This window comes from Duganella aquatilis (genome assembly GCF_009674565.1).
GTDB classification, from domain to species: Bacteria; Pseudomonadota; Gammaproteobacteria; order Burkholderiales; family Burkholderiaceae_D; genus Rugamonas; species Rugamonas aquatilis.
Genome location: NZ_WKJL01000050.1, coordinates 1 through 11,118 on the forward strand (window position 1 = coordinate 1; position 11,118 = coordinate 11,118).

10 protein-coding genes and 1 pseudogene are annotated in these 11,118 nt (G+C 63.1%); 9 read left to right on the plus strand and 2 right to left on the minus strand.

The window, feature by feature from the left end:
* The 7 genes and pseudogenes from GJ698_RS30570 to GJ698_RS29765 all read left to right on the plus strand — a co-directional run.
* A pseudogene (locus tag GJ698_RS30570) lies at positions 1-369 on the plus strand (CheR family methyltransferase); the annotation flags it as partial.
* A 12-nt stretch (positions 370-381) separates the two neighbouring features.
* Positions 382-1,068 (plus strand): chemotaxis protein CheW, encoded by a 687-nt coding sequence (locus tag GJ698_RS29740; RefSeq protein WP_154361470.1) that lies wholly within the window; start codon positions 382-384, stop codon positions 1,066-1,068.
* Entirely contained in the window at positions 1,065-3,356 is a 2,292-nt protein-coding gene (locus tag GJ698_RS29745) for a hybrid sensor histidine kinase/response regulator (RefSeq protein ID WP_154361471.1), read from the plus strand. The genes GJ698_RS29740 and GJ698_RS29745 overlap by 4 nt, the downstream gene beginning before the upstream one ends.
* On the plus strand, positions 3,353-4,390 hold the full coding sequence (cheB, locus tag GJ698_RS29750; protein ID WP_154361472.1) for a chemotaxis-specific protein-glutamate methyltransferase CheB: 1,038 nt from the start codon (positions 3,353-3,355) through the stop codon (positions 4,388-4,390). The genes GJ698_RS29745 and cheB overlap by 4 nt, the downstream gene beginning before the upstream one ends.
* Before the next feature lie 32 nt (positions 4,391-4,422).
* Positions 4,423-5,469 carry a diguanylate cyclase gene (locus tag GJ698_RS29755; protein ID WP_154361473.1) on the plus strand — a complete coding sequence of 349 codons (1,047 nt, stop codon included), beginning with the start codon at positions 4,423-4,425 and terminating at the stop codon, positions 5,467-5,469.
* 14 nt (positions 5,470-5,483) lie between these two features.
* Positions 5,484-5,798, plus strand: coding sequence for a pyrimidine/purine nucleoside phosphorylase (gene ppnP / locus GJ698_RS29760; protein WP_154361474.1), 315 nt, complete (start codon positions 5,484-5,486; stop codon positions 5,796-5,798).
* Positions 5,799-5,845: 47 nt separating this feature from the next.
* The gene (locus GJ698_RS29765; RefSeq protein WP_154361475.1) at positions 5,846-6,775 is read left to right on the plus strand and encodes a sensor domain-containing diguanylate cyclase; all 930 of its coding nucleotides are present in this window, start codon (positions 5,846-5,848) and stop codon (positions 6,773-6,775) included.
* A gap of 68 nt (positions 6,776-6,843) precedes the next feature.
* On the opposite strand, the gene murB is transcribed toward GJ698_RS29765, so the two are convergent.
* On the minus strand, positions 6,844-7,869 hold the full coding sequence (gene murB / locus GJ698_RS29770) for a UDP-N-acetylmuramate dehydrogenase (RefSeq protein ID WP_154361476.1): 1,026 nt from the start codon (positions 7,867-7,869) through the stop codon (positions 6,844-6,846).
* 154 nt (positions 7,870-8,023) lie between these two features.
* On the opposite strand from murB, the gene GJ698_RS29775 reads away from it, so the two are divergent.
* Both GJ698_RS29775 and GJ698_RS29780 read left to right on the plus strand, forming a co-directional pair.
* The gene (locus GJ698_RS29775) at positions 8,024-8,509 is read left to right on the plus strand and encodes a YajQ family cyclic di-GMP-binding protein (protein WP_154361477.1); all 486 of its coding nucleotides are present in this window, start codon (positions 8,024-8,026) and stop codon (positions 8,507-8,509) included.
* Positions 8,510-8,654: 145 nt separating this feature from the next.
* A complete protein-coding gene (locus GJ698_RS29780) occupies positions 8,655-9,911 on the plus strand; it encodes a nitronate monooxygenase (protein ID WP_154361478.1) in 1,257 nt (418 codons plus the stop codon).
* A gap of 38 nt (positions 9,912-9,949) precedes the next feature.
* On the opposite strand, the gene GJ698_RS29785 is transcribed toward GJ698_RS29780, so the two are convergent.
* Positions 9,950-10,885: an exopolyphosphatase gene (locus tag GJ698_RS29785; protein WP_154361479.1), complete on the minus strand. Its 936-nt coding sequence runs from the start codon at positions 10,883-10,885 to the stop codon at positions 9,950-9,952.
* Positions 10,886-11,118 lie beyond the last annotated feature (233 nt).

Here is an 11,118-nt window from a genome sequence, read left to right on the forward strand (position 1 = left end):
CGCGCCACGGCGCCCGCCAAGCCGGCGGCCGAACCAGCCGTCCCCGCCGTCGCCGTCAACCTGCTGGCCGAAGCGCGCCGGCTGGCCGACCTCGGCGACGTCAAGGCGGCCGAGAAAAAATGCCGCGACCACCTGGCCCAGCATCCGGAATCGGCGGAAGCGTATTTCATCCTCGGCCTGCTGAATGAACTGACCAACAAGCCCAAGATGGCGGAAGACTACTGGAAGCGCTGCATCTACCTGCAGCCCGACCACTACGAAGCCCTGTGCCACCTGGCCCTGCTGGCCGAAGCCAACCACGACGCCAGCGGCGCCGCCGCGTTCAAGGCCCGCGCCGCCCGCATCTACAAACGCCAGCAAGCATCCTGAAGGCGCTAACCCATGAGCACACTCACCTCCCCCACCGCCGCTGCCGGCATCCAGGACTGCTGGAACGTCATCGGCGTGAACGGCGACCAGAGCTGCGAAAAGCTTGAGCAGTACGTCCATTGCCGCAACTGCGACGTCTACGCCAGCGCCGCCCAGCAGAACCTGCAGCGCGTGGTCGGCGACGATTACAAGAAGGACTGGGCTGCCCATTTCCGCCAGGCCGCCAGCAAGGACCAGCAGCTCGACACCTCCTGCCTGGTGTTCCGCATCGGCCTCGAATGGCTGTCGCTGCCGACCCGCATGTTCGTCGCGGTGGCGCCGATCGCCAAGCCGCACCGGCTGCCGCACCGCACCGCGCGCGGCCTGGGCGGCATCGTCAACGTCGGCGGCACGCTGTACCCGTGCATGTCGCTGGCCGACCTGCTGGGCATCGACGACAGCGAGGGCGAAGCCGCCACCAACCGCCACACCTTCGCGCGGCTGCTGCTGACGCAGTGGGAAGACCAGGCCTACGCGCTGCCGGTGGCCGACCTGCACGGCATTTTGCGCTATGCCAGCAGCACGGTGCAGGCGCCGGCCGCCACCATCAACAAAGGCCTGTCGCGCTTTTTGTCCGGCGTGATATCCCATGACGACATGCGCATCGGCGTGCTCGATGAAGCGCTGATTGGCTACCAACTTGCGAGAACCCTGCGATGAGCGTGGATAACAACGGAGACCTGAGTCAGTTCTCCATGCTGGACCTGTTCCGCATGGAGGCCGACAGCCAGACCCAGATCCTGACCGACGGCCTGCTGGCCATGGAGCGCCTGAAGGACGACGCCAGCGCAGTCGAGTCGATGATGCGCGCGGCGCACTCGATCAAGGGCGCCGCCGCCATCGTCGGCCTGGAAGTGGTGGTGCAGCTGGCGCACGGCATGGAGGACGCCTTCATCGGCGCACAGAACGGCAAGCTGGCGCTGACGCCCAACCGCGTCGACGTGCTGTTGGCAGGCGTCGACCTGATCCTGCAACTCTCGCGCCTCCAGGATGCGGAAGTGGATGCATGGCTGGGCGCCAACGGTGAGCAGATCAAGCGCACCATGGACTCGATCAACACCATCGCCTTCCTGCCGGAGCCGATCGACTTCTCGCCGCCGCCCGCGCCGGTCGCCGCGCCGCCGGCGTTCCCCATCGGCGAACTGCCGATCGCGCCGCAAGCCGCAGCCGCCGTCGATGAGGCGCCCGCCGCCGCCGCTCGCCAGCCGGGCCACGCGCCGATGAAGAACGCGCAGAACTTCGACAAGCTGCTGTCGCTGGCCAGCGAGTCGCGCATCAACGCCCACCAGATGCATCCCTTCATCCAGAACATGCAGCGCTTCAAGCGCAACCAGAGCAGCCTGTTCTCGCTGATCGAACAGCTGCACGAGGCCATCTCCAACAGCAGCGACGCCAGTCTCAAGGAAAAATCGCTGCTGGCGCTGCAAAAGACCCATCCGCTCAAGCAGTTCGTGCTGGAGCACATCGCCGACATCGAAGCTTACGAGCGCCGCCTGCTGGCCGTCTCGCAAGGCATGGTGGACGAAGTGCTGACCATGCGCATGCGGCCCTTCCGCGACGGCGTGCAGCACTTTCCGCGCATGGTGCGCGACCTGTCGCGCAACCTGGGCAAGGACGTGCAACTGGAGATCATCGGCGAAGACACGCTGGTCGACCGCGACATCCTGGCCAAGATCGAAAGCCCGCTGAACCACATGCTGCGCAACGCCATCGACCACGGCATGGACCCGGCGGCCGAGCGCATCGCCGTCGGCAAGCCCGGCGCCGGCACCATCACGCTGGAAGCCAAGCACCGCGCCGGCATGTTGAGCATCGAGATCAGCGACGACGGCAAGGGCGTCGACCTGGAACGCATCCGCGCCCGCGTCATCGAGCGCAAGATGGCGCCGGCGCAGATGGCGGCGTCGATGTCGCCGGCGGAGCTGATGGAGTTCCTGTTCCTGCCCGCCTTCAGCCTGAAGGAAAACATCACCGAGATCTCCGGGCGCGGCGTCGGCCTGGACATCGTCCACGAAACCATCCGCTCGCAGAACGGCACCGTGCGCATCGAGTCTGAACTGGGCGTCGGCTTCCGCACCTACATCACGCTGCCGCTGACGCAGTCGATCGTGCGCGCGCTGGTGGTGGACGTCAAGGGCGAAGCCTACGCCGTGCCCATCGTGCAGGTGGAGCGCGTGCTGAAGGTGGCGCAGACGGCCATCCACACACTGGAGAGCAAGCAGTTCTTCGACTTCGGCGGCGAGCATCTGGGCCTGGTCTCGGCCTCGCAGGTGCTGGAGCTGGGCGACACCGACGCCAGCGGCGCCGAACTGCCGGTGGTGGTGATCGGCGCCGGCGCGCGCCGCTACGCCTTGGTGGTCGACGCCATACGCGGCGAGCAAAGCCTGGCGGTGCAGGCGATCGACCCGATCTTCGGCAAGATGCGCGACATCTCCTCGGCCGCCCTGCTCGACAACGGCGAGCCGGTGCTGATCCTCGACGTGCCGGACCTGCTGCTGTCGATCGACAAGCTGCTGCACGAGGGTGGGCTGCACCAGCTGGCCAAGTCCGACGCCGCCGAACGCCGCAAGACCAAGCGCATCCTGGTGGTGGACGACTCGCTCACCGTGCGCGAAATGGAGCGCAAGCTGCTGCAAAGCCGCGGCTTCCTGGTCGATATCGCCATCGACGGCATCGACGGCTGGAACGTGGTGCGCAGCGGCGAATACGACCTGGTGATCACCGACGTCGACATGCCGCGCATGGATGGTATTGAACTGGTAACATTAATTAAGAAAGATTTACACCTGCATAAACTGCCTGTCATGATAGTGTCTTATAAAGATCGGCCGGAAGACCGCGCACGCGGACTGTCGGCCGGCGCCGACTACTATCTGACCAAGGGCAGCTTCCACGACGAGACGCTGCTCGACGCCGTCAGCGACCTGATTGGAGACGCCCGCAGATGAAAATAGCCATCGCCAACGATGTCGCCATGGCAGCCGAAGCGCTGCGGCGCGTGGTCGCCAGCACCGCCGAACACCAGGTGCTGTGGATCGCCCGCACCGGCGCCGAGGCGGTGCGCATGTGCGCCGAGAGCCGCCCGGACCTGATCCTGATGGACCTGAACATGCCGGAACTCGATGGCGTGGAAGCCACGCGCCAGATCATGGAGCACAGCCCGTGCGCCATCCTGGTGGTGACCGGCCGGCCGCAGGACAACGTCAACCAGGTGTTCCGCGCGCTGGGCGCCGGTGCGCTGGACGTGACGGCGACGCCGGTACTGCAAGGCCAGCCGGGCGGCGACGCCGAGCTGCTGGCCAAGATCCGCACCATGGACAAGCTGATACGCCACAGCGGCGGCAACCAGGCCATGCTGCCGCGCACGGCGGCGGCCAACGGCAACGGCGGCGACGCGGCCAGCGCCGAAAAAGTCACCGCGCTGGTGGCGATCGGCGCCTCCACCGGCGGCCCGGTGGCGGTGTCCAAGCTGCTGGCCGGCTGGAAGGCGCCGCGCGGCTGCGCCATCGTGGTGGTGCAGCACATCGACCAGCACTTCGCCGACAACTTCGCGCGCTGGCTCGGCGAGCAGCTGGAGATGCCGGTACGCTCGGCCGAGGAAGGCGATGAACTGGTGGCAGGCACCATCCTCATCGCCAAGAGCAACGACCACCTGACGCTGGATCAAAACCTGCGCTTGCGTTACGATGCGCACCCGAAGGACTACGCCTACCGCCCATCGGTGGACGTGTTCTTCCACTGCGTGGCCCAACACTGGAAAGGCGAAGCGATTGGTGTACTATTGACCGGCATGGGCCGCGATGGCGCCGAAGGCCTGCTGGCGATGCGCCGCGCCGGCCAGACCACCATCGCCCAGGACCAGGCCAGCAGCGCGGTGTACGGCATGCCGCGCGCAGCGGCGGAACTGGATGCGGCACAGATGATTTTACCGCTGGCGAAGATCGGACCGGTCTTGCGCGGCACACTCGGTGGACGCACGTAGTTAATACAGTTAACAAACTTAAGAGAATCCCGATGTCCGAAGCACAAGTAATCGCAACAGATCAAGAACCGGTCCTGACTACCTTCAAAGTGCGCGTGCTGCTGGTCGACGACCAGTTGATCATCGTTGAAGCCGTGCGGCGCATGCTGAGCGACCAGCCGGATATCGAATTCCATTACGTGACCGACGCCACCAAGTCGCTGGAGACGGCGCTGCAGCTGCAGCCGACCGTGATCCTGCAGGACCTGGTGATGCCCTCCATCGATGGCTTTGGCCAGATCGCCCAGTACCGCGCCGAAGAAGGCCTGCGCCACGTGCCGGTGATCGTGCTGTCGGCGAAAGAAGACCCGAAACTGAAGGCGCACAGCTTCAGCACCGGCGCCAACGACTACATGGTCAAGCTGCCGGACAAGCTGGAACTGCTGGCGCGCGTGCGCTACCACTCCGGCGCGCACATCAGCCGCCTGCAGCGCGACCAGGCCTTCCGCTTCCTGCGCGAGAGCCAGAAACAGCTGGCCGACGCCAACATCGAACTGCAAAAGCTGGCGGCCCTCGACGGCCTGACCGGCATCGCCAACCGCCGCCGCTTCGACGAGACCATGCGCATCGAATGGCAGCGCGGCCAGCGCGACAAGAAGCCGCTGACGCTGCTGATGTGCGACGTCGATTTCTTCAAACTGTATAACGACAGCTTCGGCCACCTGGCGGGCGATTTGTGCCTGAAGAAGGTGGCGGCTGTGTTGACTGAACACCTGAAGCGACCGGCCGACCTGGCCGCGCGCTACGGCGGCGAGGAGTTTGCGATTATCCTGCCGGAGACACCACTGACTGGGGCGCTGATCGTGGCCGAGTCGTGCCGCCGCCACCTGGAGCAGCTCGCGATCGAGAATCCGCAGGCGACCACCGAGATGTCGTGCGTGACCATGTCGGTCGGCGTGGCCAGCGTGGTGCCGTCGGCGTCATCGACCGTCGAAGATCTGGTCCAGCAAGCCGACCGGGCCCTGTACGCCGCCAAGAACGGTGGCCGCAACCGCGTGGTGAGCGCGGACGACCTGCCCGGTCCTACACCATCGAACTAAGGAAAAACCGCAGCATGAGTGCTCAAATCGATCAAGTCAGCGTCGTCAAGAAATCCAATATCTACTTTGACGACAAGTGCGTGTCGCACACCGTCATCCTGGCCGATGGCAGCAAGAAGACCGTCGGCGTCATCTTCCCATCCAGCCTGACCTTCAACACCGGCGCGCCGGAACTCATGGAAATCGTCGGCGGCGTATGCAAGGTGCGCCTGGCTGGCGCCAGCGAGTGGAACACCTACGGCGCCGGCCAGGAGTTCAACGTGGCCGGCAACACCAGCTTCGACATCGAAACAGTGGAAACCCTCGATTACGTTTGCCACTTCGGCTAAACAGAGACTAAACTGAAAGCAGACCAAGGTCTGCTTTTTTTACGCCCATGATACCGAATCAAAAGCTACTCGCGATTATCGACGCCCAGGTGCAGCTGGTTGGCCTGGGCAATGACCTGAGCGCGGTAATGGATGCCGCGTCGTCCAAGGCGGTCGAACTGACCGGGGCCGATGGCGCCGTGGTGGAGCTGCTGGAAGACGACGCCATCGTTTACCGCTCGGCCAGCGGCATCGCCGAAGCGCAGCTGGGATTGCGCATGCCGGTGGCGAACAGCCTGTCCGGCCGCGTGCTGACCAGCCGCAGCGCCGCGCTGTGCAGCGACAGCGAAACCGACGACCGCGTCAACCGAGACGCCTGCCGCAAGGTGGGCCTGCGCGCGATGGTGATCGTGCCGCTGATCGCCGGCGGCGAAGCGGTCGCCGTCATGAAGCTGGTGTGGAAGGCGCCGCGCGAATTCAACGAATACGAAGCGGAGATCGCGCAGCTGCTGGCCAATATGACGGCCATGCTGATGCAGCGCGCCACGCAGGAAGGTCCGAATGTGCTGAAGCAGCGTTTGACGCTGGATGAAGCCAGCGGCACCGCCAACCGTTCCTTCTTCTACGAACAGCTGCAGGCCAAGGTGGCGGCGGCGCAAACGGGGCATGGGCATCTGGGCGTGGCGGTGGTGCGCATCAACGGCATCGCGGCGCTGCCGGAGGCGCTGGCCGACATCTCGCGCCGCATCGAGCGCGAATGCCGTCCGGGCGATCTGGTGGCGCGCCTCGGCCACGACGAATTCGGCGTGATATTGAACATGGCGTCGCGCCGTTCGATCGTCACCAGCCAGCTGCATCGTATCAGCCTGTCAGTAACGGGCGAATCGCTGCCCGGCATCAGCGACGCTGCGCTGCGCCAGGCCTGCCACACCGGCAGCTCGCTGTATCCCGAAGACGCCCACACCGCGATTGAACTGGTGCAGGCGGCCCGTCCATAAACCGGGGTCAGTGCCGACATTCGGACATTTCGCGAGCGAAATGTCCGAATGTCGGCACTGACCCCGGTTTAGATGAACACAGGTTCAGGCTCCAGCAGCACGCCGTAGCGCGCCTGCACGTCCGCCTGGATCGCCCTGGCCAGCGCCACCACATCGGCGCCGGTGGCGCCGCCGTTATTCACCAGCACCAGCGCCTGTTTCGGATACACACCGGCGGCGCCGAGATTACGCCCCTTCCAGCCGCATTGATCGATCAGCCAGCCGGCGGCCAGCTTCTCGCTGCCATCCGGCTGCGCGTGGTGCACCAGCGCCGGAAAGCGCTCCAGCAGCGCCGCGCATTGCGCCCCCGTCACCACCGGATTCTTGAAGAAGCTGCCGGCGTTGCCGATCACCGCGGGATCGGGCAGCTTGCGGCGGCGGATGGCGATCACCGTATCGGCCACCTGCTGCGGCGTCGGCGCAGCGATGCCCTGCTCCGCCACCGCCTGCGCCAGTTCGGCGTAGCGCAGGTTGGGCTGCCACTGCTTCGGCAGCGCGAAGGTCACGTCGAGAATGATCAGGTGAGCGCCTTCCTGCTTGAACACACTGTCGCGGTAAGCGAAGCGGCACGCCGCCGCATCCATCGCGCGCGTCTCGCCGCTGCGCGGATCGAACACCGTCACGCTGTGGAACACGTCCTTGATTTCCAGTCCGTAGGCGCCAATATTCTGGATCGGCGCCGCGCCCACCGTGCCGGGAATCAGCGACAGGTTTTCCAGTCCGCCGTAACCTTGCGCCAGCGTCCACTGCACGAAGGCGTGCCAGTTTTCGCCCGCCGCCGCGCGCACCAAATAATGTTGTTTCGTCTCGCCGGCAAGCTCGCGGCCTTGCAAGGCGATGTGCAACACCAGGCCGTTGAAGTCGCCCGTCAGCAGCACATTGCTGCCGCCGCCCAACACCAGCTTCGGCAAAGCAGCCCAATTGACATCAGCATAAACGCCGAGCAACTGCTCTCTTTCAGTCACGCGCAGATACGCATGCGCGCTGGCGGCGATGCCGAAAGTGTTGAGGGACTGCAGCGGAAATTGATGTGAGACAGAAAATGAAGCGGGCATGGGGAAATAACGAATAAATTTGATCGATTATAGAGCGAAACAAGCAAAAAACCAGCGCCGATATGGCAGCGAACGGCAGGTTGTCCGTTAAAATGTCAGTCTTTGATGCAGCCGGATCGATGCGTGCTGCATGCCACACGAAAAGGAAATAGTTATGCCGTCGTTTGATGTAGTTTTGGAAGCCGATATGATCGAAGTGAAGAATGCCGTCGAGCAAGCTCAAAAGGAGATCGCCACGCGCTTCGACTTCAAGGGTACCGGCGCCGCCGTCGAACAGAAGGACCGCGAGCTGACCATGACCGCCGATGCGGAATTCCAGTTGCAGCAGGTGCGCGATGTGCTGGTCAACAAGCTGGGCAAGCGCAAGGTCGACGTGCGCTTCCTGGAAGACGGCGAGATCAAGAAGATCGGCGGCGACAAGGTGCGCCAGGTGCTGAAGGTAAAAAACGGCATCGAGTCCGACGACGCCAAGAAAATCGTGCGCGTCATCAAGGACAGCAAGATGAAGGTGCAGGCCAGCATCCAGGGCGAATCGGTGCGCATCACCGGCGCCAAGCGCGACGACCTGCAGGCCGCCATGGCGCTGCTGCGCAAGGACGTCACCGAGCTGCCGCTGGAATTCAACAACTTCCGCGACTGATACTCGTCCACCGCCTGCGCGCGGCACGCCCGGCGTTGCCGCGCCCGTCATAAAGCTGTAGTACACATGGAGTAGAATAAGTCGGAGCTCCGACCATGCGTACTGCCGCGCGACCGCAATTAAACTCGGTAGTCTAAGGATAGCAATGAAACGTGTTGATGATTTCCGCCTGCGATTTGGCAATGAAGAGTATGTGCCCATCATGATCGGCGGAATGGGTGTCGATATCTCGACCTCGGAACTGGCACTGGAAGCGGCCCGCCTCGGCGGTATCGGCCATATCTCGGATGCGATGGTGGAAGACGTGTCGGACCGCAAGTTCGATACCAGTTTCGTCAAGGATAAAACCAAGCTCTACAAGCACAACATCAACAACATGGACAAGTCCATGGTGCAGTTCGACCTGCAGCGCCTGGCGGAAGCTCAGCGCCTGCACATCGGCGCCACCATGAAGGCGAAACAGGGCCCGGGCCTGATCTTCGTCAACTGCATGGAAAAGCTGACCATGAACGGTCCGCGCGAAACCCTGCGCACGCGCTTGAACGCGGCGCTGGACGCCGGCATCGACGGCATCACGCTGTCGGCCGGCCTGCACTTCGGTTCCTTCGCGCTGATGGCCGATCACCCGCGCTTCCGCGAAGCCAAGCTGGGCATCATCGTGTCGTCGGTGCGCGCGCTGCAGATCTTCCTGCGCAAGAACGCCAAGCTGAACCGTCTGCCGGACTTCGTGATCGTTGAAGGTCCGCTGGCCGGCGGTCACCTGGGCTTCGGCCTGGAGGACTGGAAAGACTACGACCTGATGACCATCACCCAGGAACTGCTGGCTTACTTCAAGGAAGAGAAGCTGGACATTCCGCTGATCGCCGCCGGCGGCATCTTCACCGGTTCGGACGCGGTCAAATTCCTGGAAGCTGGCGCGGCCGGCGTGCAGGTGGCGACCCGCTTCACCGTCACCAAGGAATGCGGCCTGCCCGAGAAGGTCAAGCAGGAGTACTTCAAGGCGTCGGAAGACGACATCATCGTCAACGGCGTGTCGCCGACCGGCTATCCGATGCGCATGCTGAAGAACACGCCGGCAATCGGCTCCGGCATCCGTCCGGGCTGCGAGTCCTATGGCTACCTGCTGGACGCGACCGGCAACTGCGCCTACATCAACTCGTACAACCGCGAAGTGGCGGCGCATCCGAACGACAAGAACATCGTCGTCATGGACAAGACCTGCCTGTGCACCCACATGCGCAACTTCAACTGCTGGACCTGCGGCCACTACACCTACAAGCTGAAGGACACGTCGTTCAAGAAGCCGGACGGCGAGTACCAGATGCTGACCGCAGAGCACGTGTTCAAGGATTACCAGTTCAGCACGGACAACCAGATCGCTCTTCCTGAAAAAGAGTTCTGATAATGAAAAACGGCGCCCCAGGCGCCGTTTCTTTTTGATCAGCCGTCTTTGTTGATCCGGTGGATCAAGGCTTCCAGCACTTCCTCGGAACGCTCGTTGTCCACCTGGCAGGTGCCGGCGTTCTCGTGGCCGCCGCCGCCGTATTCCAGCATCAGCGCGCCGATATTGGTCTTCGAGGTGCGGTTCAAAATCGATTTGCCGGTGGCGAACACGGTGTTCTGGTTTTTCAGGCCCCACAGTACGTGGATCGAGATATTGGTGTCCGGGAACAGCGCGTAGATGATGAAGCGGTTGCCGGCGAAGATCACCTCTTCGTTGCGCAGGTCCAGCACCACCAGGTTCTTGTGCACGGTGGCGCAGCGGCGGATCTGCTCCTTGCATTTCGCCGAGTGCTCGAAGTACAGCTCCTTGCGTTCCTTCACGTCCGGCATTTCCATGATCTGTTCGATCGTGTGGTCTTTGCAGTAATCGATCAGGTCCATCATCAGGTTGTAGTTCGAGATGCGGAACTCGCGGAAGCGGCCCAGGCCGGTGCGCGCGTCCATCAGGAAGTTCAGCAGATCCCAGCCTTCCGGATTCAGCACTTCCTGCTCGTTGAAGCGTGCGGCGTCGCCCTTGTCGACCGCCGCCATCATGTCGTTCCAGGAGGCCGGGAAGGCCTTCAGGCCGCCGTAGTAGTCGTACACCACGCGCGCCGCCGATGGCGCCTCGGGATGGATGACGTGGTTCTGGCGCTCGCCGGTATTGCGGATGGTTTCCGACAAATGGTGGTCAAACGCGATGTGCACACCCTGCACGAATGGCAGGTTGGTCGTGATGTCGTTATCGCTGATCGCGATCTTGCCGTCCTGCATGTCTTTCGGGTGCACGAACAGGATTTCGTCGATCAAGTCCAGGTGCTTGAGCAGCACCGCGCACACCAGGCCGTCGAAGTCACTGCGGGTTACCAGACGATATTTCTTTGCTTCAGACATGGAACACACCTCTAGTAAGTTGAAGAAGGCCGCCGCAAGGCGATCACTAATCATACAACCCAATGCTGTGTGTGCACAGCAATTGCTTGAAGCCTTTGGTGTAAACGCAAAAAAGCCCCAACCAGATTTTCTCCGGAAGGGGCTTTTTCTAATAACTAGCTTGACGATAACCTACTTTCACACTGGTTGCAGCACTATCATCGGCGTAGAGTCGTTTCACGGTCCTGTTCGGG

What these genes read in the sequence shown, in the direction of transcription:
- GJ698_RS29740 (WP_154361470.1), top strand. Translation starts at nt 382, where the DNA reads ATGAGCACACTCACCTCCCCCACCGCCGCTGCCGGCATCCAGGACTGC.
- GJ698_RS29745 (WP_154361471.1), top strand. Translation starts at nt 1,065, where the DNA reads ATGAGCGTGGATAACAACGGAGACCTGAGTCAGTTCTCCATGCTGGAC.
- cheB (WP_154361472.1), top strand. Translation starts at nt 3,353, where the DNA reads ATGAAAATAGCCATCGCCAACGATGTCGCCATGGCAGCCGAAGCGCTG.
- GJ698_RS29755 (WP_154361473.1), top strand. Translation starts at nt 4,423, where the DNA reads ATGTCCGAAGCACAAGTAATCGCAACAGATCAAGAACCGGTCCTGACT.
- ppnP (WP_154361474.1), top strand. Translation starts at nt 5,484, where the DNA reads ATGAGTGCTCAAATCGATCAAGTCAGCGTCGTCAAGAAATCCAATATC.
- GJ698_RS29765 (WP_154361475.1), top strand. Translation starts at nt 5,846, where the DNA reads ATGATACCGAATCAAAAGCTACTCGCGATTATCGACGCCCAGGTGCAG.
- murB (WP_154361476.1), bottom strand. Translation starts at nt 7,869, where the DNA reads ATGCCCGCTTCATTTTCTGTCTCACATCAATTTCCGCTGCAGTCCCTC.
- GJ698_RS29775 (WP_154361477.1), top strand. Translation starts at nt 8,024, where the DNA reads ATGCCGTCGTTTGATGTAGTTTTGGAAGCCGATATGATCGAAGTGAAG.
- GJ698_RS29780 (WP_154361478.1), top strand. Translation starts at nt 8,655, where the DNA reads ATGAAACGTGTTGATGATTTCCGCCTGCGATTTGGCAATGAAGAGTAT.
- GJ698_RS29785 (WP_154361479.1), bottom strand. Translation starts at nt 10,885, where the DNA reads ATGTCTGAAGCAAAGAAATATCGTCTGGTAACCCGCAGTGACTTCGAC.